This is a genomic window from Hansschlegelia sp., from assembly GCF_035538955.1.
Classification (GTDB): Bacteria; Pseudomonadota; Alphaproteobacteria; order Rhizobiales; family Methylopilaceae; genus Methylopila.
This window is the reverse complement of sequence record NZ_DATLJK010000009.1, coordinates 155475-176609: the sequence shown is the minus strand read 5'-3', so window position 1 is coordinate 176609 and position 21135 is coordinate 155475. Positions and strand designations below refer to the sequence as shown.

16 protein-coding genes and 1 pseudogene are annotated in these 21135 nt (G+C 67.3%); 6 read left to right on the top strand and 11 right to left on the bottom strand.

Annotated elements, in window-relative coordinates; genetic code table 11:
* Nucleotides 1–70: 70 nt before the first annotated feature.
* Entirely contained in the window at nucleotides 71–688 is a 618-nt protein-coding gene (gene rpsD / locus VM780_RS05335) for a 30S ribosomal protein S4 (protein WP_325445873.1), read from the top strand.
* 52 nt (nucleotides 689–740) lie between these two features.
* On the opposite strand, the gene VM780_RS05330 is transcribed toward rpsD, so the two are convergent.
* The 9 genes from VM780_RS05330 to purC form a co-directional block, all read right to left on the bottom strand.
* The gene (locus VM780_RS05330) at nucleotides 741–1631 is read right to left on the bottom strand and encodes a metallophosphoesterase (protein WP_325445871.1); all 891 of its coding nucleotides are present in this window, start codon (nucleotides 1629–1631) and stop codon (nucleotides 741–743) included.
* A gap of 216 nt (nucleotides 1632–1847) precedes the next feature.
* On the bottom strand, nucleotides 1848–2183 hold the full coding sequence (gene grxD, locus VM780_RS05325; protein ID WP_183393613.1) for a Grx4 family monothiol glutaredoxin: 336 nt from the start codon (nucleotides 2181–2183) through the stop codon (nucleotides 1848–1850).
* Nucleotides 2180–2449, bottom strand: coding sequence for a BolA family transcriptional regulator (locus VM780_RS05320; RefSeq protein ID WP_325445868.1), 270 nt, complete (start codon nucleotides 2447–2449; stop codon nucleotides 2180–2182). Before VM780_RS05320 ends, grxD begins: the two co-directional genes overlap by 4 nt.
* Nucleotides 2450–2464: 15 nt before the next feature.
* Nucleotides 2465–4696: a phosphoribosylformylglycinamidine synthase subunit PurL gene (gene purL, locus VM780_RS05315; RefSeq protein WP_325445866.1), complete on the bottom strand. Its 2232-nt coding sequence runs from the start codon at nucleotides 4694–4696 to the stop codon at nucleotides 2465–2467.
* Nucleotides 4697–4756: 60 nt separating this feature from the next.
* On the bottom strand, nucleotides 4757–5572 hold the full coding sequence (locus VM780_RS05310) for a DUF72 domain-containing protein (RefSeq protein WP_325445864.1): 816 nt from the start codon (nucleotides 5570–5572) through the stop codon (nucleotides 4757–4759).
* Entirely contained in the window at nucleotides 5572–6258 is a 687-nt protein-coding gene (purQ, locus tag VM780_RS05305) for a phosphoribosylformylglycinamidine synthase subunit PurQ (protein ID WP_325445862.1), read from the bottom strand. Before purQ ends, VM780_RS05310 begins: the two co-directional genes overlap by 1 nt.
* A 40-nt stretch (nucleotides 6259–6298) precedes the next feature.
* Nucleotides 6299–6883 carry a hypothetical protein gene (locus VM780_RS05300; protein ID WP_325445860.1) on the bottom strand — a complete coding sequence of 195 codons (585 nt, stop codon included), beginning with the start codon at nucleotides 6881–6883 and terminating at the stop codon, nucleotides 6299–6301.
* Nucleotides 6883–7125 (bottom strand): phosphoribosylformylglycinamidine synthase subunit PurS, encoded by a 243-nt coding sequence (gene purS, locus VM780_RS05295; protein ID WP_325445858.1) that lies wholly within the window; start codon nucleotides 7123–7125, stop codon nucleotides 6883–6885. Before purS ends, VM780_RS05300 begins: the two co-directional genes overlap by 1 nt.
* Before the next feature lie 116 nt (nucleotides 7126–7241).
* The gene (gene purC / locus VM780_RS05290; RefSeq protein ID WP_325445856.1) at nucleotides 7242–8045 is read right to left on the bottom strand and encodes a phosphoribosylaminoimidazolesuccinocarboxamide synthase; all 804 of its coding nucleotides are present in this window, start codon (nucleotides 8043–8045) and stop codon (nucleotides 7242–7244) included.
* A 259-nt stretch (nucleotides 8046–8304) separates the two neighbouring features.
* On the opposite strand from purC, the gene VM780_RS05285 reads away from it, so the two are divergent.
* The gene (locus tag VM780_RS05285; RefSeq protein WP_325445854.1) at nucleotides 8305–8694 is read left to right on the top strand and encodes a hypothetical protein; all 390 of its coding nucleotides are present in this window, start codon (nucleotides 8305–8307) and stop codon (nucleotides 8692–8694) included.
* Between the two features lie 187 nt (nucleotides 8695–8881).
* On the top strand, nucleotides 8882–10879 hold the full coding sequence (locus tag VM780_RS05280) for a hypothetical protein (RefSeq protein WP_325445852.1): 1998 nt from the start codon (nucleotides 8882–8884) through the stop codon (nucleotides 10877–10879).
* A gap of 27 nt (nucleotides 10880–10906) precedes the next feature.
* On the opposite strand, the gene glgX is transcribed toward VM780_RS05280, so the two are convergent.
* Together glgX and VM780_RS05270 are read right to left on the bottom strand one after the other, a co-directional pair.
* Nucleotides 10907–12979: a glycogen debranching protein GlgX gene (glgX, locus tag VM780_RS05275; RefSeq protein ID WP_325445850.1), complete on the bottom strand. Its 2073-nt coding sequence runs from the start codon at nucleotides 12977–12979 to the stop codon at nucleotides 10907–10909.
* A 105-nt stretch (nucleotides 12980–13084) separates the two neighbouring features.
* Entirely contained in the window at nucleotides 13085–13465 is a 381-nt protein-coding gene (locus tag VM780_RS05270; protein ID WP_325445849.1) for a DUF2934 domain-containing protein, read from the bottom strand.
* A 163-nt stretch (nucleotides 13466–13628) separates the two neighbouring features.
* Here VM780_RS05270 and VM780_RS05265 point away from each other — a divergent pair.
* From VM780_RS05265 to glgB, 3 genes and pseudogenes are all read left to right on the top strand, one after another.
* Nucleotides 13629–15599 (top strand): annotated as a pseudogene (locus VM780_RS05265) (alpha-1,4-glucan--maltose-1-phosphate maltosyltransferase); the annotation flags it as partial.
* The gene (treS, locus tag VM780_RS05260) at nucleotides 15599–18913 is read left to right on the top strand and encodes a maltose alpha-D-glucosyltransferase (protein ID WP_325445848.1); all 3315 of its coding nucleotides are present in this window, start codon (nucleotides 15599–15601) and stop codon (nucleotides 18911–18913) included. The pseudogene VM780_RS05265 and the gene treS, both read left to right, overlap by 1 nt.
* Nucleotides 18910–21096 carry a 1,4-alpha-glucan branching protein GlgB gene (glgB, locus tag VM780_RS05255; protein ID WP_325445846.1) on the top strand — a complete coding sequence of 729 codons (2187 nt, stop codon included), beginning with the start codon at nucleotides 18910–18912 and terminating at the stop codon, nucleotides 21094–21096. The genes treS and glgB overlap by 4 nt, the downstream gene beginning before the upstream one ends.
* The last annotated feature ends 39 nt before the right edge of the window (nucleotides 21097–21135 follow it).

Below are 21135 nucleotides of genomic sequence, written 5' to 3'. Positions count from 1 at the left end.
GCTGGACCTGTCGGCGCCCGCAAGGGCGCAGCAGGAGGGCGCGTTCCTCAACCTGTCACAGGAGGACGCGATGTCGAAGCGACACGCCTCGAAGTACAAAATCGATCGCCGCATGGGCGAAAGCATCTGGGGCCGCCCGAAGAGCCCCGTGAACCGCCGTGAGTACGGCCCCGGCCAGCACGGCCAGCGCCGCAAGGGCAAGCTCTCCGACTTCGGCGTCCAGCTGCGCGCCAAGCAGAAGCTCAAGGGCTATTACGGCTCGATCTCGGAGAAGCAGTTCCGCCGGATCTACGCCGAGGCGACGCGCCTCAAGGGCGACACCTCCGCGAACCTGATCGGCCTGCTGGAGCGCCGTCTCGACGCGGTGGTCTATCGCGCCAAGTTCGTGCCGACCCCGTTCGCCGCGCGTCAGTTCGTGAACCACGGCCATGTCCGGGTGAACGGCCGCCGCGTCAACATCCCGTCCTACCTCGTGAAGGTCGGCGACGTGATCGAGGTGAAGGAGAGCTCCAAGCAGCTCGCCATCGTGCTCGAGGCCGCCGCCTCCGGGGAGCGCGACGTGCCGGACTATCTCGAGGTCGACCACAACAAGATGACCGCGAAATATGTCCGCATCCCGGTGCTGACCGAGGTGCCCTACCCGGTCCACATGGAGCCGAACCTGGTCGTCGAGTTCTACTCGCGCTGAGCGGTTCTGTTCGAACGAATTCAAAGGCCGCCCCTCGGGCGGCCTTTTTTCGTCAGACGGTCGCGCTTTGCTGGCCGAGCCGCACCAGCACGATCTCCGGCGGCACGCCGAACCGCACCGGCAGGCCGCTCATCCCGATGCCGCCCGACACGATCAGGTGGCGGCCGTCCTCGACGATATGGCCGTAGCGGAACCGGCCGCCATACGCCGAGGGAATGAACGGGTTGCGCAGATGCGGGATGTAGACCTGCCCGCCATGGGTGTGCCCGGCGAGGGTCAGCGACACCCGCGCCGGCACGTCGGTGAAGATGTCCGGCTCATGGGCGAGCAGCAGCGCCGGATCGTCTGTCTTCAGCTTGGCGAGCGTGCCCGGCAGATCGTCTTCGCCGCGGAAGCCGCCGCGCTTCAGCCAATGCGCGAGCTGATCGCCGAGCCCGCACAGCCAGAAGCGCTTGCCGGCGTGCTCGATCAGTTCAGCCTCGTTCGACATCACCCGGATTCGGGCGCCGTCGAGCGCGCGGCGGATTTCGTCGGCGTTGTGCCACCAGTCGTGATTGCCGAGGATGGTGTAGAGCCCGAGCGGCGCCGACAGGTCCGCATAGGCCGCGGCCCACTCGCGGGGCGGCACGCGGCCCGAGACGAAGCGGTAGGTCGCCTCATGGTCGCCGAGATGTACGATCAGGTCGGGCTTCAGCCGGTTGACGGTTTCGACGATGCGCTGCACCCGGCCGATCGGCACGTAGGGCTCGCAAGCGTGCACGTCCGAAATGACGGCGATCGTGAGCGGCAGATCGGCGGGCCAGCCGGGCGGCGTCGGCCGATACTCGGTGACGTCGAGCATCAGCGAAGGCTCGATCAGTCCCGCATAGGCCCCGCCGGTGGCGGAGATCAGGAAGCCCGCGCTGCCGGCGGTCAGCAAGGCGCGGCGGGTGACGAGCGGCATCACGATCGTTTCGGCTCACAAGCGAAGCGGATGAGCGCTCTATGGCGCCCGGTCGGACGCCGGTCCAATCACGGCCGGCGGAGCGGTTAATCAGTCGCTCTGTGACGCGGGAACATGGCCGAACGACGGTCAGGGCTCCGTCGCCGCAAGCGATGCGGAAACAAAAAAAACGCCCGGCTTCCGCCGGGCGTCTTTTCGTGAAGGATCAAGCGGCAGTCAGGCGGCGGGCTGCTTGACCGCGACGCCGGCCTGCTTGAGGTGGCTCTGCAGTTCGCCCGCCTGGAACATCTCGCGCACGATGTCGCAGCCGCCGATGAACTCGCCCTTGACGTAGAGCTGAGGAATCGTCGGCCAGTTCGAGAATTCCTTGATGCCGTTGCGCATCTCGTCGCTCGCGAGGACGTTGACCCCCGCATACGGCACCCCGAGGTAGTCGAGGATCTGCACGACCTGGCCGGAGAACCCGCACTGCGGGAACTGGGGCGTGCCCTTCATGAAGAGCACCACGTCGTTGGAGGCGATCGCGTCGGCGATCTGCTGCTGTGCGCTCATAATACGTAGCCTTTCGCTGTATCGGGTTCCGGCGTCGGCCTCGCGCTGGTCTGAAGCGCGAGGGCGTGGAGCGCTCCGCCCATCTGTCCTTTCAGCGCCTGATACACGATCTGGTGCTGCTGCACGCGGCTCTTGCCGCGGAAGGCCTCGGAGATCACCGTCGCCGCGTAGTGGTCTCCGTCGCCGGCGAGGTCGCGGATCGTCACCTCCGCGTCAGGCAGCGCGTCGCGGATCAGGCGCTCGATCTCGCGTGCGTCCATCGGCATCGGTCTCGGGCCTCCTCAGGCGGCGGGCGCGGCGTCGATCGCCGGGCCGGCCATGAAGCGCGGGAACCAGCCTTCGTGGGACTCGCGCAGTTCATTCAACAGGATGGGGGCTTCGTCGCCCGGAATCAATCGGTCGCCGCCGGTGGTGCCGATCCGCGCCGCGGTCACGCCGGCCGCGCTCGCGGCATCGATCACCATCCCGACCCGCTCCTCCGGAACGGTCACCAGATAGCGGGCCTGATCCTCGCCGAAGAAGTAGCCATGCGGCGTCGCTCCGGCGTGCGCGCCGTTGAGCCGCGCCCCGATCCGGCCGGCGAGCGCCATCTCGGCGACCGCGACCAGCAGACCGCCGTCCGACAGGTCATGCACCGCCGTCGCGACGCCCGCAGAGATCATGCTGCGGACGAAATCGCCGTTGCGCCTCTCGGCCGCGAGATCGACCGGCGGCGGGGCGCCCTCCTCGCGGCCGGCGATCAGCCAGAGCCAGCAGGAGCGGCCGAGCCAACCCTTGGAGTCACCGATCAGCAGGATCGCCTCGCCTTCGCGCTTGAAGGCGAGCGTCGCGCTCTTCGAGACGTCGTCCAGCAGCCCGACCGCGCCAATGGTCGGGGTGGGCAGGATCGCGCGCCCCTGGGTCTCGTTGTAGAGCGACACGTTGCCGGACACGACCGGGAAGTCGAGCGCCCGGCACGCCTCCCCGATCCCTTTGGTGCAGCCAACCAGCTGGCCCATGATCTCGGGCCGTTCCGGATTGCCGAAGTTCAGATTGTCCGTCACCGCGAGCGGCGTCGCGCCCACGGCCGTAAGGTTGCGCCAGGCTTCAGCGACCGCCTGCTTGCCGCCCTCGAACGGATCGGCCTCGCAATAGCGCGGCGTCACGTCGGCCGTGAACGCAAGCCCCTTGCGGCCGCCCTCGACCCGGATCACCGCGGCGTCGCCACCCGGCTTCTGCACGGTGTCGCCCAGAATGATGTGGTCGTACTGCTCCCAGACCCAGCGGCGGGAGGAAAGCTCCGCCGACCCCATGAGCTTGAGCAGCGCCTCCCGCGTGTCGCAAGGCGCGTCGAGATTGGCCGCCGCGACCTGCTGCTGCTTCGGCGTCTCGACCCAGGGCCGATCGTATTCCGGCGCTTCGTCCCCGAGCTCCTTGATCGGCAGGTCGGCCTTCAGCTCGCCATTCAGGTAGACCTTGAAGCGGAGATCATCCGTGGTGTGACCAACGACCGCGAAGTCCAGGCCCCACTTCGTGAAAATCGCGCGGGCCACATCCTCCTTCTCGGGATGCAGCACCATCAGCATGCGCTCCTGGCTCTCCGAGAGCATCATCTCGTAGGCCGTCATGCCCTCTTCGCGCGTCGGCACGTTCTCCAGGTCGAGCCTGATCCCGAGATCGCCCTTGGCGCCCATCTCGACCGCCGAACAGGTGAGGCCCGCGGCGCCCATGTCCTGGATCGCCACGACAGAACCGGAAGCCATCAATTCCAGGCAGGCTTCGAGCAGCAGCTTCTCGGCGAACGGATCGCCGACCTGCACGGTCGGGCGCTTCTCTTCGGAAGCTTCGTCAAACTCGGCCGAGGCCATGGTGGCGCCGTGAATGCCGTCGCGGCCGGTCTTGGAGCCGAGATAGACGACCGGCAGCCCGACGCCGGACGCCTTGGCGTAGAAGATGGCGTCCGCCTTGGCGAGGCCGACCGCCATGGCGTTGACCAGGATGTTGCCGTCATAGCGCGAGTGGAAGCCGACCAGCCCGCCGACCGTCGGCACGCCGAAGGAGTTGCCGTAGCCGCCGATGCCGGCGACCACGCCCGACACGAGGTGACGGGTGCGGGGGTGCTCCGGCGAGCCGAACCGGAGCGCGTTCAGCGCCGCCACAGGCCGCGCGCCCATGGTGAAGACGTCGCGCAGGATGCCGCCGACCCCGGTCGCCGCGCCCTGATACGGCTCGATGAAAGACGGGTGGTTGTGGCTCTCCATCTTGAAGACCACGGCCTCGCCGTCGCCGATGTCGACGACGCCCGCATTCTCGCCGGGGCCCTGGATGACGCGCGGGCCGGACGTCGGCAGCGTCTTCAGCCAGATCTTCGAGCTCTTGTAGGAGCAGTGCTCGTTCCACATCGCCGAGAAGATGCCGAGCTCGGTGAAGCTCGGCTCGCGGCCGATGAGCTTGAGGATCCGCTCATACTCGTCCGGCTTCAGCCCGTGGGCGGCGACGAGTTCGGGCGTGATTGCGGGCTCGGACGTCGGCATCGGACTCGTGGGCTGGGGCTGGAAAGGTGAGGCCTTGCTACGCTAACGAGGCGTGGCGCGCTAGTCCGCGCCGGCGCCAAGCCGGTCGATCATCGCCATGGCGGCGGCCGGATTGCGAACCTTGGCGCCGGAGATGAAGAACGCGAACACGTCGCGCGGCTGCTTCTTCGGTGTGGCGCCGGTCAGCGCCGGCAGATCGCCAGGCTGACCGCCGCCCGCATAGGTCCGCAGGCGGCTCGCCCAGCCGTCGAGATCCTCGGCCGGATAGCCGCTCTCGACCGTCTCTTGAGCGCGCTCGAGCCGGAGGTAGACGAAGTCGGCGGTGACGTCGGCGATCATCGGGTGGTCCGGATCGTCAAGGACGACCTGCGTCACCTCCGCCTCCGCCTTCCTGAGCAGGTCGACGAAAGCCGGATCGGCGAAGCTCTCGTGGCGCGCCTCGATCGCGTGGCGCAGGCGGAGGCCGCCGCGCTCCGGCGGCAGCAGCTTGAGGAAGCTCTCGATGTCCGCGGCGTCGAAGCGCTTGGTCGCGGGGAACTGCCAGACGATGGGGCCGAGCTTCGGGCCGAGTTGCGTCACGCCGCCATCGAGAAAGCGCGCGACGGACTCCGCGCCCTCGGCGAGGACGCGCCGCTGCGTGGCGAAGCGCGGGCCTTTCACGGCGAAGACGAAGTTTTCCGGCGTCTCCGCCGCCCATTTGCGGAAGCTTTCGGGCTTCTGCGCGCCATAGAAGGTGGCGTTGATCTCGATCGCCGTCAGCCGCTCGGCCGCGTAGGCGAGCTCTCGCTTCTGCGGCAGGTCGGCGGGATAGAACGCGCCGCGCCAGGGCTCGTAGGTCCAGCCGCCGATCCCGAGCCGGATCGCGCCGGCCGCCATCAAGCCGCCTGCGCCAGCCCGGCGAACAGCTTCGCCCCGTCCGTGCCCCCGACCGCGGCGTCGATCAGGTTCTCCGGGTGAGGCATCATGCCGAGCACGTTCAGCTTCTCGGAGTAGATCCCGGCGATATCGTTGAGCGAGCCGTTGCGGTTGGCGTCGCCGCCGACAGTGCCCTCGGCGTCGCAGTACCGGAAGGCGACGCGGCCGTCCCCTTCGAGCCGCGCCAGCGTCTCGGCGTCGGCGAAGTAGTTGCCTTCGCCATGCGCCACGCACACCTCGATCGTCTGCCCGAGCTGATAGGCGCGGGTGAAGGCCGTGTCGGCGCGCTCCACCTTCAGATGCTGAAGATGGCAGATGAAGCGCAGATTGGCGTTGCGGGTCAGGATTCCGGGCAGCAGGCCGGCTTCGACCAAGATCTGGAAGCCGTTGCAGATGCCGAGCACCAGCCCGCCGCGCGCGGCGTGCGCCCGCACCGCGTCCATGATCGGAGCGCGCGCCGCGATCGCGCCGCAGCGCAGATAGTCGCCATAGGAAAAGCCGCCGGGCAGCACGACGAGGTCCGTTCCGGCCGGGAGCTCGGTCTCGGCATGCCAGACGATCTCCACCGCGGCGCCGGCGCGCTTCAGCGCGCGGGCGACGTCGCGCTCGCGGTTGGAGCCGGGGAAGAGGAGCACCGCGGACTTCATTCGGGGCCTCGAGTCTCGATGGTCAGCGACAGCCTGCGGGTCACCGGGGCTGCGCCTCCGGCTCGGCCGGATGCGCGCCGGGCGCGCTCGGCGGAGTTGCGGCGGCGCTCACCTTGGCGGTCGCCAAAAGGGTTTCGATCTTGCCGCGATGGGCCGCCCAGCGGCCGTCGGGCGCGCCGCAGCTGAAGGCGACGTCGAAACCCGGCGCGGCGAACAGGAACAGGCCGAAATGCGTCGCGCCTTTGTCGCCGCGGGTGACGATCTCGCCCCATGAGCCCGGAACCGCGCCCAGCGTGCGCGGCGTGAACGGCGCGACGAACTCTGACTTCATCCCGGGCGGCGGCATCCGCACGACGCCTTCGGCAAACTTCTTCACCACTGTGTCGGGCAGCGCCTGACCTGGGGTCGCGCCCTCGTCCGCGCGCGGCAGCAGGATGCAGAACACGCGGTCTCCGCCACAGGCCTCGTCCTTGCAGATCACCCCGCCCCGGTTCTGGGCCTGGATCACCTGCCATTCGGGACCGAAATCGAGCGTGAAGCTGCCGTTCGGGCCGACGAATTGCTCGGCCCCGGCGGGCGAGGCGATCAGCCCAAGCAGGCCTGCGATCAGGGCGACGACGCGCATCAGCCTGCGATCTCGTAGCGGTAGCTCTCGATGACGGTGTTCGCGAGCAGCTTCTCGCACATCGCCTTGAGCGTCGCTTCGGCCTCAGCCGGGTCGCTGGTCGCAAGCTCGACGTCGAACAGCTTGCCCTGGCGCACGCTCTCGACCCCGCCCACTCCGAGCGAACCCAGGGCGCCCTGGATGGCTTTGCCCTGCGGGTCGAGCACGCCGTTCTTGAGGGTGACGGTGACGCGCGCCTTCATATCGGCTCCCTGGCTGGGGTCAGCATGGCGATCCGTTTAGAGGGTCGCGGCCTGCGGCGTCCACCCGAAACGACAAAGGCCCCGCTCGTGGCGGGGCCTTTGGGATCTTCGCTCGTTCAGTCCTTGGACGTCACTAGCACCGGGCCGCGGCCGTTCGGAACCTCGAACTCCGGCAGGATGCCGAGCCGGCGCGCGACTTCGGTGTAGGCCTCGACGAGGCCGCCCATGTCGCGGCGGAAGCGGTCCTTGTCGAGCTTGTCGTTCGACTTGATGTCCCACAGCCGGCACGAATCCGGCGAGATCTCGTCGGCCACCACGATCCGAACGGTGTCGTTCTCCCAGAGCCGCCCGGTCTCCATCTTGAAGTCGACGAGACGGATGCCGACGCCGAGGAACAGGCCCGACAGGAAGTCGTTGACCCGAATGGCGAGCGCCATGATGTCGTCGATTTCCTGGGGCGTCGCCCAGCCGAACGCGGTGATGTGCTCTTCCGACACCATCGGGTCGTTGAGCGCGTCGTTCTTGTAATAGAACTCGATGATCGAGCGAGGGAGCTGCGTGCCCTCCTCAAGCCCGAGCTTGGTCGCCAGCGAGCCGGCGGCGACGTTGCGCACCACCACCTCGAGCGGAACGATCTCGACCTCGCGGATGAGCTGCTCGCGCATGTTCAGCCGCCGGATGAAATGCGTCGGCACCCCGATGTCGTTCAGGTTCTGGAAAATGAACTCGGAGATGCGGTTGTTCAGCACCCCCTTGCCGTCGATCACTTCGTGCTTCTTGGCGTTGAACGCGGTCGCGTCGTCCTTGAAGTGCTGGATCAGGGTGCCGGGCTCGGGGCCCTCATAGAGGACTTTCGCCTTGCCTTCATAAATGCGGCGGCGGCGGTTCATCGGCGTATACCGTGGCTTGAGGAAATCCATAACACCTGCCGGTTGGTCGGGCATGACCGGATGCGGTCGTCGTTCCGGCGCGCGCGCGAATCGGAAGTCGCCGCTTTGAGGCGACGTCGCGCGCGGGCCGGACCCTAGCCGATCAAGGCATGAAGCACAACGATCCGGCCCGGGACTGAATCTCGCGCAGACGCTGTGCGCGGCGGCCTGCGCCGGCTGGTCCACGAGTCATATGGTGGCCATACTGCCCGCGAAACAGTGCGCCCGCGCCCCCTGCCGGGAGATTCTCATGCGGTCCTTCGCGCTCGCCTGCTGCCTCGCCGCCGCCTTGGCCGCGCCATGCCGCGCTGCGCCGCTTTGCTCCGGCGTGACGGTCTCGAACGCGGCCGCTCCCGCGGAAGCCGCGGCGGTCGGCCGGCAGATCAGCAACGGAGCCCTGCCGATCGATCGCAAGCTGCAGGACGGCGGCTGGCGAATCTACCACGTGAAGCCGCAGACCGCGGACCCGCTCTGGCTGTTCTTCAAGGCCGACCCTGCCCGCTCGGAGCGCATCTACCTGTCGCCCGGCCTCGGTCGGCCGGACGAGTATGAGGACATCCGCCGCGAGGTCGAGCAGAACGCGGCCGGCATCCCGCCCGCCCTCGCCGCCTGCTTCGCCCATCTGGTCACCGGCGGCTGACGTGACCGATCGCTCCGGCGGCCAGGGCCGCGGGACGAAGCGCCCCCGATTGACGAGCCCTCGGGGAGGAACCGCGGGGCTACGGTTAACCAATCGTCAGAAAGCGCATGGGCATTAGAGCCTGACGCTTTTCGCCGCTTTCACGGGAAGCAGTGATGATGATCCCGCTGCTTTGAGCGGGGGCGACATGTCTATCACGATGCGTTGGCTGGCGGCGGCGGCGCTCTGCCTGGTTGCGACGGGAGCTCTGGCCGGGGAAGCGGAAGAGCGCGCTGAAATCAATCGGGCGGCCAAAGCCGACTTCCTAGCCGGACGTTTCGATGAGCTGGAGGCTACGCGCGAGCGCTATCGCTCGACAGGAGAGAAAACGGCGAGCGGCGTTCCGAAGCTCACGGTCTTCTACAATAGCTTCGCTTCGGGATTTCTCTACGCAGCCCCGAGCCGCCTCAAGGACGATCCTTTCAGGGCGCAGGCTCGTCTCTGGGTGCGCGCCCGCCCTCGCTCCACGGCGGCCGCGATCGTAGCGGCCAAAGCCGAAACGGAGATCGGCTGGGCGATCCGCGGGCCGGGCTTTGCGAGCGGGGTCACCGAGGCCCAGTGGAAAGGATTCAAGGCCCAGCTTGCGCTCGCCGCCGCCCAGCTGGATCGGGTGGCGCAGACCTCCCGCAACGACCCCGCCTGGTACGTGGAACGGCTTCGTAGCGCGCTAGAAAGCGGCGAAGGCTGGGAGCGCTTCAGCGCGATCGCGCTCGAAGCTCTCGAGCTTCACCCCGACCAAATCGCGATTCATCAGGCGATTTTGCGCGCCATGCTTCCCAAATGGGGCGGGAGCTACGAGGCCGTCGAAGCGGCGACGCAGCAGATCGTGTCGCGAACAAAGGACCGTTACGGACTCGAATTCTACGCGCGCGCCTACTGGTGGCTCCGGGACGTCGAACTCCCGTGGGACCTGTTCAAGACGTCGAAAGCTAGCTGGCCGCTGATGAAGCAGGGCTTGGATGACGTGGTCCTTAGATACCCCACAGACTGGAACCTGAACATTTACGCTGGCTTGGCGTGCCTGTCAGGTGATGTCGGCGCCCTCTCGACAGTCCTCGATCGGCTGCATGGACGGCTGGACCCTCAGGTGTGGCCAAGCGGCGACTTCATGAGAGGTTGCGCGTCAGCGCCCGCACGCAAGCGGCTCGAGGAGGAGGATTTGGCGCACTTCGCGAAACCGGCTCCGATCCCAGACGAGACGAGAGCGCGCCAGGTGATCGCGGCCGCAGTGACCGAGGACTTCGCCGCCGGGCGGTTCGACCGCCTTGGTGCGACTTACGCGGCGTTCCTCGCCGCTAAGGCGACGACGGCGAGCGGATATTGGAAACTCGCCTTGTTCTACCAAGGGGTGGCCCCCCTGAGCATGCTCTATGAAGCAGGGGCGCGCGTGGACCAGCCGAGCTTCGATGCGCTACGGAAGCAGACGGATGCATGGCTTGCCGCCGCTCCGGCGTCCGGCGGGGCAGTCATCGCCCGCGCTCGCCTGCATCTTTCCGAAGCCATGGAGCTCAGGCATGGACGGGCGCAGACCGCTCTGACCGCTGAACAGAAGGCCGCCAAGGCGACGGACGAACTGTCGGCGGCGCGGAAGCTCCTGGACGACAGCAAAGCATGGGCCAGCAATGATCCGGAATGGTGGGCCACCGCCTTGCAGGTCGCACAAGCGCTTCATGCGGACCAGCCCCAGTTCGACTCGCTCGTAGCCGAAGCCATGGCGCGCGAGTCGACTTACGATCCCCTCATCGAGGCCGTGCTCGCCCGGGCGGCTGGGCCGCGGTCACCCGCCTCACTCCCATACATGCTCCAGGTGATGACAGCCGCGTCTCCTGCTGGGCAGGCCAACGAGGTCTACGCCCGTGGCGTCTTGATGATCGCCCGGAACAACAAGACGTCCGATATCCCCAGCCTCACCGAACTTGACTGGCGGCGCGCGAAAGCCGGACTGGATGTGCTTCTCGCGCGCTATCCCAGCCAATGGAACCTCAACGCCGCCGCGAACCTCGCTTGCCTGGCGCGCGAGCGAGCCGTCGCCGCCCAGCTGCTAGGCTGGATCGGCGACGATGTCATCGAAGCGCAGTGGTCCAACTGGCGTGCGCCGAAGGCCTGTCTGAACTGGGCCTCGGATGAGGCCCAGCGCTCCAAGTGACGGGGCGCAGCTCGTTCGCGGATGAGTTCACATCATCAGCAGCAGCGAGCGGCCGTGGACCTCGATAGGCTCCGGACCGGTCGCCTCGCGGGCGTCGTCATCCGGACGGTCGGTGTCGACGACGATCTTCCAGGGTCCCCCGCCCTCGCGCTCTGGAAGCACGAAGGGCACCGGGCCGTCATGGGCGTTAAAGACCAGCACGGCTTCCGCCCCGTCGGCCGTCTTGAGGTGCAGGCCGATGCAGTCCGCGCCCTCGTCGGCCCATTGTTCGGCCGTCTGCTCGCCGCCGCCCGGGTTGATCCAGGTGACGCCCATGCCGTCGCGGAAACTCGCGCGGCGCAGGATCGGGTTCTCGGCGCGCAGACGCAGCAGGCGCCGGGTGAAGGCGAGCAGGATCTCGTCCTTCTCCTCGAGCTCCCAGTTCACCCAGGAGATCTCATTGTCCTGGCAGTAGCCGTTGTTGTTGCCGCCCTGGGTGCGGCCGAACTCGTCGCCCGCGAGGATCATCGGCGTGCCGTGGCTGAGCAGAAGAGTGGCGATCAGATTGCGCTTCTGGCGCTCGCGGACCGCGATGATCCCGGGGTCGTCGGTTTCGCCTTCAACGCCGTAATTGTAGCTGCGGTTGTCGCTGTGGCCGTCGTTGTTGTCCTCGCCGTTCGCCTCGTTGTGCTTCTCGTTGTAGGAGACGAGATCGTGCAGCGTGAACCCGTCATGCGCGGTGATGAAGTTCACGCCCGCCCATGGCCGCCGGCCGCGCTGGTCGTACACGTCGCCCGAGCCGGTGACGCGCGCGGCGAAGTTGCCGAGGTGGCCGGCGCCTGATTTCCAGTAGTCGCGGACCTCGTCGCGGTACTTGTCGTTCCACTCCGCCCAGCCCGGCGGGAAGCCGCCGACCTGATAGCCGCCCGGCCCGATGTCCCACGGCTCGCCGACGAGCTTCACGTTTCGCAGAACCGGATCCTGCCCGACCGCGTCGAAGAAGCCGCCGCGCTGGTCGAAGCCGTAGGGTTCACGCCCGAGGATAGTGCCGAGGTCGAAGCGGAAGCCGTCGACATGGCACTCCTCGACCCAGTAGCGCAGGCTGTCCGTCACCATCTGCAGCACGCGCGGATGGCTCGTATTGACCGTGTTCCCGGTGCCGGTGTCGTTGATATAGTAGCGGTGGTTGTCCGGCATCGTGCGGTAGTAGCTTAGGTTGTCGATGCCCTTGAAGGACAGCGTCGGCCCGAGCTCGTTGCCTTCGGCGGTGTGGTTGTAGACCACGTCGAGGATCACCTCGAGCCCGGCGTTGTGGAACTGCCGAACCATGTGCTTGAAGCTCGCGAGCCGCGCGCGGCCGGACTTGCCGTAGCCGCCGGCGTAGCGGCCCATCGGGGCGAAGAAGCCGATGCTGTTGTAGCCCCAGTAGTTCCTGAGGCCCTTGCTGAGGAGGTGCTGGTCGTCCAGGAAGGCGTGGATCGGCAGCAGTTCGACCGAGGTCACGCCGAGCGACTTGATGTGGTCGATGACCGCCTTCTGCCCCATCCCGTCGAAGGTGCCGCGCATGTCGTCCGGCACGTCCGGATGCAGCATCGTGTAGCCGCGAACGTGCGCCTCGTAGAACACGGTGCGATCCCACGGGATGTTGGGCTTCGTGTCCCCCAGCCAGTCGAACGCGGTATCCGGCACTTCGCATTTCGGCGTGAAGGGCGCGCTGTCGCGCTCGTCGAAGGACAGATCCTTGTCCTCGGCGCCGAGCGTGTAGCCGAAATGGGAATCGTCCCACTCGATCGAGCCGGTGATCGTCTTGGCGTAGGGGTCGAGCAGCAGCTTGTTGGGATTGAAGCGGTGCCCTTCCTCCGGGGCGTAACGGCCATGGACGCGGTAGCCGTAAAGCTGGCCGGGCACGATGTCGGGAACGTAGCCGTGCCAGACCTCGTCGGTGTATTCCGGCAGCGTGATCCGCTCGACCTCGTTCTGATTGTCGTCGAAGAGACAGAGCTCCACCCGCTCGGCATAGGCTGAGAAAAGCGCGAAATTCGTGCCTTCCCCATCGTAGGTCGCGCCAAGCGGCGTCGGCCGCCCGGCTTCGGCCCGGCGGTCCGTCCTGATGTCGCTCATGTGGATTGTAGCCCCTTTCCGACGGCGGCCCGTCCGCCCGTCGATCGCAGCCTTCCTAACGGCGTAGCGTGACCGGCGTTCCCGCTGCGGCAGGCCGAGCGTGATTCATTTTTTCGGAGACTTTGTCGGTTTGGCGCTGACCGACTTGCCGCCTGCGGCCCCGATCGGCGGCGCCGAAACCGCGGGCGTGTCGGCCGCAGACCTTTCCTTCTTCGCGAGCTTGGGCTGCATCTTCGGATCCGCCTTGCCCTTGCCGGCGGCGACCGCCGCCTTGGCGGCGTCCGCCGCCCCGAGCGCCGCCGCCTTCGGCGCCTTCGCGGGCTTCTTGCCGGCCTCTTGCACAGTCTCCGGCGCAGGCTCTCCGGCCTCCGCGGCCAAGCGTCGCTCGGCCTCCAGCCAGTGCTTGTGCTCCTCGCCCTCCGGCCGCCCGGCCTCCTCCCAAAGCTGATAGGCGGTTTCCCGAATTCGGCGTTCGCGGTCGTTCATTCCGGGCTTCCTTCCTGGCGCTCAGGGGTTGTCGGGGAGAACCTCCGACCGATGTGTCGGGTTCCGGGCGAAACCCCGCGCGGCGTTCCCCGCCTTGAACAATCCTGCGTGTCGCTGAACCAGCCGGAGTTATCTCATGCGCGATGTCTCTCCCGGATCCGTCGAGGCAGCGAGGCGGCCGCGGATAGCCATCGAGGCGGTGAGCCCGACGGTCGATTGCGGCCGCTTCCCGGTCAAAACGATCACGGGGCGGCCGCTGACGGTCGAAGCCGACATCTTCGCCGACGGCCACGAGATGCTGCTCGCGGACGTGTTGTGGCGCGGCCCCGGCGACCAGGAGTTCCGCCGCGAGCCGATGCGGCTGATCGCGAACGACCGCTGGGAGGCCGTGCTGAAGCCGCAGGCGATCGGCCGGTACGAGATCGTCATCGAGGCCTGGTGGGACGAGTTCGGCACGTTCCGGCGCGACCTGACGAAGAAGCGCGAGGTCGGTCTCGACGTCTCGCTTGAGACCCAGGAGGGCCTCATCCTGCTCGAGAAGATGGCGGCGGCCGCGCCCGCGGAGGTCGCCCGTCCGCTCGCCGATCTGATCCTGCAGGCGCGCGCCTCCGACGTCACGGCGCGGGTGACGCAGTTGCTCTCGCCTGCGATGCATGCGGCCGCGCTTCGGGCGGACCGCCGCGCCTTCGCCTCGCGCAGCGACAGCTATCCGCTGGACGTGGAGCGCGTGCAGGCCGAATTCGCGAGCTGGTACGAGCTGTTCCCGCGCTCCGAAAGCGGCGACCCCCGGCGGCACGGCACGTTCCGCGACGTCATCCGGCGGCTGCCGATGATCCGCGACATGGGCTTTGACGTGCTCTACTTCCCGCCGATCCACCCGATCGGCGCGACCAACCGCAAGGGCCGCAACAACACCCTGACCCCGGGTCCGGCCGATGTCGGTTCGCCTTACGCGATCGGGTCGGCCGAGGGCGGCCACGACGCGATCCATCCCGAGCTCGGCACGATCGAGGATTTCCGCGCGCTGGTCGCCGCGGCCGCCGAGCACGGGCTTGAGATCGCGCTCGATTTTGCGATCCAGTGCTCGCCCGACCATCCGTGGCTCAAGGAGCATCCGGGATGGTTCGACTGGCGGCCAGACGGCACGATCAAATACGCCGAGAACCCGCCCAAGAAGTACCAGGACATTGTCAATGTCGACTTCTACGCGCCGGACGCCGTGCCGGGGCTGTGGCAGGCGCTGCGCGACGTCGTCCTGTACTGGGTCGAGCAGGGCGTCAAAACCTTCCGGGTCGACAACCCGCACACCAAGTCGTTTGCGTTCTGGGAATGGATGATCGCCGACATCCGCGCCGAGCACCCCGACGTGATCTTCCTCGCCGAGGCCTTCACTCGTCCGAAGGTGATGTACCGGCTCGCGAAGCTCGGCTATTCACAGTCCTACACGTACTTCACCTGGCGGAACCACAAGCAGGAAATCCAGGAATATCTCACGGAATTGACAACGACTGCGCCGAAGAACTTCTTCAGGCCACATTTCTTCGTCAATACGCCGGACATCAACCCGTTCTTCCTGCAGACCTCGGGCCGCGCCGGCTTTCTGATCCGCGCGGCGCTGGCGACCACGCTGTCCGGCCTTTGGGGCATGTACAACGGTTTCGAGCTTTGCGAGGCCGCGCCGCTGCCGGGCAAGGAGGAATATCTCGACAGCGAGAAGTACGAGATCCGGGTCCGGAACTGGAACCAGCCGGGCAACATCGTCACCGAGATCACGAGGCTGAACCGGATACGGCGCGAGAACCCGGCGCTGCACACGCACCGGAACGTCCGCTTCTACAACGCGTTCGACGACATGGTGCTGTGCTTCGGCAAGCCGCGCCAGACGCCGGACGGGACGGCGCTTGAAGAGATGATCCTGGTCCTGATCTCGCTCGATCCGGATTTCGAACGTCACGCCACCTACGAATTGCCGCTTTGGGAGTTTGGTCTTCCGGACCATGGCGCGCTCGCCGTGGAGGACCTCATGCGGGGCAATCGGTTCACGCTGACCGGCAAGAGCCAGTCGATCTACTTCAATCCCAAGGAAATGCCGTTTCACGTTTGGAGGCTGAGCCGCCTTCAGGGAGTCGCTTGATGAATGCGCCTTTGGCCCATGCCGATCTGACCAAGCCGCGCGGAACCGTCGTGGCCCGCGAGGGCGTCGATCCGCTCTGGTACAAGGACGCGATCATCTACCAGCTGCACGTCAAGTCGTTCTTCGACTCCAATGACGACGGCATCGGCGACTTCCCCGGCCTGATCTCCAAGCTCGACTACATCGCCGATCTCGGCGTCAACGTGATCTGGCTGCTGCCGTTCTACCCCTCGCCACGGCTGGACGACGGCTACGACATCTCGGAATACACCGGCGTTTCGCCGGATTACGGGACGCTCGCGGACGTCAAGCGCTTCATCGCCGAGGCCCACAAGCGCGGGCTGCGGGTGATCTCCGAGCTCGTCATCAACCACACCTCGGACCAGCACCCCTGGTTCCAGCGGGCGCGGCGGGCGAAGCCCGGCTCGGCGCACCGCAATTTCTATGTCTGGTCGGACACCGACACGCTCTATTCCGGCACCCGGATCATCTTCCTCGACACCGAGCGGTCGAACTGGACCTGGGACCCCGTCGCGGGCGCCTATTTCTGGCACCGCTTCTACAGCCATCAGCCCGACCTGAACTTCGACAATCCGCAGGTGCTGAAGGCCGTCTTCAAGGTGATGAAGTTCTGGCTGGACCTCGGCATCGACGGTCTGCGCCTCGACGCCGTGCCTTACCTGATCGAGCGCGACGGCACCTCGAACGAGAACCTTCCCGAGACCCACGAGATCCTCAAGAAGATCCGGGCCGAGCTCGACCGGACCTATCCGGACCGCTTCCTGATCGCGGAAGCCAATATGTGGCCGGAGGACACCAAGGACTATTTCGGCGACGGCGACGAATGCCACATGGCGTTCCACTTCCCGCTGATGCCGCGCATGTACATGGCGATCGCGCGGGAAGACCGCTTCCCGATTACCGACATCATGCGGCAGACTCCTGCGATCCCCGATAATTGCCAGTGGGCGATCTTCCTGCGGAACCACGACGAGCTGACGCTCGAAATGGTCACCGACAAGGAACGCGACTACCTCTGGAGCACCTACGCCAGCGACCGCCGGGCGCGCATCAATCTCGGCATCAGGCGGCGGCTCGCGCCGCTGCTCGAGCGCGACCGGCGGCGCGTCGAGCTGATGAACTGCCTGCTGCTGTCGATGCCCGGGACGCCGGTGATCTATTACGGCGACGAGATCGGGATGGGCGACAACATCCATCTCGGCGATCGCGACGGCGTCCGCACGCCCATGCAATGGTCGATCGATCGGAATGGCGGCTTCTCGCGGGCCGACTTCGCCTCGATCGTGCTGCCGCCGATCATGGACCCGCTCTACGGCTACTTCGCCATCAATGTCGAGGCGCAGGCCCGCGACCCGCATTCGCTGCTGAACTGGACGCGCCGCATGCTGGCCACGCGGCGCCAGCACCCCGCTTTCGGGCGCGGCTCGCTGCGCTTTCTGTTCCCGCAGAACCGGCGCGTGCTGGCCTATCTGCGCGAGTTCGACGGCGAGACGATCCTGTGCGTCGCCAATATGGGGCGGTCGCCGCAGGCGGTCGAACTCGAGCTTTCCGAATTCGCCGGGCGCGTCCCGGTCGAGCTGACGGCGGGCTCCGTGTTCCCGCCGATCGGCCAGCTCACGTATCTGCTCACCCTTCCGCCTTACGGGTTCTATTGGTTCGTCCTCGCCGCCGAGGAATCCACGCCCGCCTGGCACACACCGGCGCCGGAACCCATGGCTGATTATGAGACTCTCGTGCTGCGCGCTGGCGTGGACGACGCGATGCAGACCGAAGCGCGCAAGACGCTCGAGAGCGCGGTGCTGCCGAATTACCTGGCGAAACGCCGCTGGTTCTCGGGCAAGGACCAGAAGCAGATCGTGGCGCGCATCAAGGCGCTGTCCCGGCTTCCGGGCGGCGCGCAGGAGATCGGCCTGATTGAGGTCGAGGTCACCGGCGGGGCTGAGCCGACGCGCTGGCTGCTGCCGCTCGCGGTGGTGTCCGAGGATGAACGCCTGTCCGCACTCGCGAGCCGGCTGGCGCTGGCCCGCGTGCGTCGCGGACGCGAGGTTCAGCTTCTGACCGACGCGTTCTCGCTGCCGTCCTTCGCCTTCGCGATCGCCAATTCGCTGCGCGAGGGCAAGCGCCTGAAAAGCGGCGAAGGCGAAATCATCTTCGAGCGCGCCGCAGGCGTCGAGACGCCGGAGCTGCCGCAGGACGCCGAGATCCTCTGGCTGTCGGCCGAACAGTCGAATTCGTCGCTCATCGCCGGCGACGCGATGATGATCAAGCTTCTGCGCAAGATCGCGCCGGGCGCCCATCCCGAGGCCGAGATGGGCCGCTACCTGACCGAGCAGGGCTACGCCAACGCCGCCCCCTTCCTGGGCGAGATGGTGCGGGTCGCGCCGGACGGTTCGCGGGCGACCCTCGCCATCATCCAGGGCTATGTCCGCAACCAGGGCGATGCCTGGCAGTGGACGCTTGACCACCTCACCCGCGGGCTCGACGATTTCGGCGCCGCGGGCGGCGGCGAGATGTCGGAGCACCACCGCTTCACGGAGTTCACGCGGTTCGCCGCCAATCTGGGTTCGCGGCTCGCAGAACTGCACGGGGTGCTGGCGCGGCCGACCTCCGATCCGGACTTCGCGCCGATCCCGGCGGCGACCCGCGAGGTGGAGAGCTGGAAGGCGCGCGCGCTCGGCCTGCTGGACGGCGCCATGCATGCGCTCGAGGCGCGGCCGAGCTGGGAACGCGAGGCGGACGCGGCGCGCTCCGCCTCTCTCCTGCAGCGCAAGGACGCGCTCAAGGCCGCGATCGGACGACTGGCGGACGCGGGCGTCGGGTCTCCGATGACGCGCATCCATGGCGATCTTCATCTCGGCCAGATTCTGGTCTCGGGCGAAGACGCGATCTTCATCGACTTCGAGGGTGAACCGGCCCGGCCGCTCGAGGAGCGCCGCGGCAAGGCGAGCCCGCTGCGCGACGTCGCCGGCGTGCTGCGCTCCTTCGACTATGCGGCCGCGATGGTCGGCCGCAACGAACAGGCGTCGCCCCATGTCAGCGGGGCCCGCCGCGAAGACTTTCTGGAACGCTTCCGCGCCGATGCGGCCGAGGCCTTCCTGAGCGCTTACCGCGAGACCGTTCTGGCGGCTGGCGGCGCGCTATCTCTGGAGCTGCTGGACATGTTCCTGATCGAGAAGGCGGCTTACGAGATCGCCTATGAGGCCGCCAATCGGCCGACCTGGCTCGACGTCCCGCTGGGCGGGTTGTTTGCGCTCGCCCAACGGCTCGCCCCTGGAGAAGGAGGCCCGGCATGAGCGTCGCCACGACTTCGCTCCACCCAGGCGCGCTCGCGGCGCTGGCGGACGGGACCCATGGCGATCCGTTCTCCGTGCTCGGCCGGCGTGACGATGGCGACGGCCCCTATGTCCGCGCGGTTCTGCCGGGCGCGTTGTCGGTGGAGGTGCTCGCACGCGACGACCGCCGGTCCTTCGGAATCCTCAGCGAGATCGAACAAAGCGGCGTGTTCGAGGGCCCGGTCTCGAGCGTCGACCCTTACCTTCTGCGGATCGAATGGCCGGGCGGCGTCCAGGAGACCGAGGATCCCTATTCGTTCGGCCTGCTGCTCGGCGATCTCGATCTCCATCTCCTTGGCGAATCCCGGCATTTCGAGCTTGCCTCTGCGCTCGGCGCCAACCCGACCACGATCGACGGCGTCGAAGGCGTCCGCTTCGCCGTCTGGGCGCCCAACGCCCGGCGCGTCGCGGTCATCGGCGACTTCAACTCCTGGGACAGCCGCCGCCATGGTATGCGCCGCCGCCTTCCCGCCGGCGTATGGGAGCTGTTCGTCCCCCGGCTGAAGCCGGGCGAGCGATACAAGTTCGCCCTGATCGGCCCCGACGGCGCGCGCCTGCCCGACAAGGCTGATCCGGTCGCACGCGCCGCCGAGAAGGCGCCCGGCACCGCCTCGATCGTGGCATCCGCGGAGCCGTATCGCTGGACCGACGGCGACTGGATGGCGAAGCGCGGCGAGCGGCAGGCGCCAGACGCGCCGCTCACCTTCTACGAGGTCCATCTCGGGTCCTGGATGAAGCCGCACGGCCGCGATGTCGACTGGAACTTCGCGATCGAGAAACTGATCCCCTATGTGGTGGATCTCGGGTTCACGCATATCGAGCTGCTGCCGGTCGCTGAGCACCCGTTCGGCGGCTCGTGGGGCTACCAGCCGCTCGGCCTTTTTGCGCCGACGGGACGATATGGCGCGCCCGAGGACTTCGCGCGCTTCGTCGACGCCGCGCACGCCGCCGGAATTGGCGTGGTGGTCGATTGGGTGCCGGCGCATTTCCCGACCGACAGCCACGGCCTCTACCGCTTCGACGGCACGGCGCTCTATGAGCACGCCGATCCGCGCGAGGGCTTCCACATCGACTGGAACACGGCGATCTACAATTTCGGTCGCCGCGAGGTGCAGAACTTCCTGATCGCGAGCGGCTTGTTCTGGCTCGAGCACTTCCATGTCGACGGCCTGCGCGTCGACGCCGTCGCCTCCATGCTCTACCGCGACTACAGCCGGAAGGCCGGCGAGTGGATCCCGAACCAGTATGGCGGCCGGGAGAACCTCGAAGCCGTTGGCTTCCTGCAGCACTTCAACGCCGTGGTGCGCGAGCGCGTCGCCGGCGCCGTCACCATCGCGGAGGAGTCGACCGCCTGGCCCGGCGTCACCCGCCCGACCGGGGAGAACGGCCTCGGCTTCGACTACAAGTGGAACATGGGCTGGATGCACGACACGCTGCACTACATGCAGCAGAACCCGATCTACCGTCAGTACGACCATGACGGCATCACCTTCGGGCTGGTCTACGCCTTCTCCGAAAAGTTCGTCCTGCCGCTGAGCCATGACGAGGTGGTGCACGGCAAGGGCTCGCTGCTCGGCAAGATGCCCGGCGACGCGTGGCAGAAATTCGCAAATCTGCGCGCGCTCTTCGGCCTGATGTGGACCCATCCGGGCAAGAAGCTGCTGTTCATGGGCTGCGAGATCGCTCAGGCGCGGGAATGGAACCACGACGACCAGGTCGACTGGCCCGCGCTCGACAACCCGAACCACGCCGGCGTGCAGCGGCTGATCCGCGACCTCAACCGGGTTTACGGCGCCGAGCCGGCGCTGCATGCGAAGGATTCCGAGCCGGCCGGCTTCCGCTGGGTGATCGGCGATGATCGCGCGAACTCGGTCTTCGCGTTCTTGCGCTACGGTGAGGCTGGCGCGCCGCCGGTGCTGGTGGTGGCGAACATGACGCCCGTGCCCCGGCACGGATATCGCATCGGCGTCCCGACGGCCGGGGTTTGGCGGGAGATCGTGAACACGGATGCGGAGATCTATGGCGGATCAAACGTCGGCAATGGGGGCGCGGTCGCCACGGTCGAGGCCGCGAGCCACGGCGAGGCCCAGTCGCTGGACCTCGTCCTCCCGCCGCTCGGTGTGGTGGCGTTCAGGGCGGCCTGAGCGAGAGGCGCGCTGCCAGGATGGTTCAGCCTCTTATGC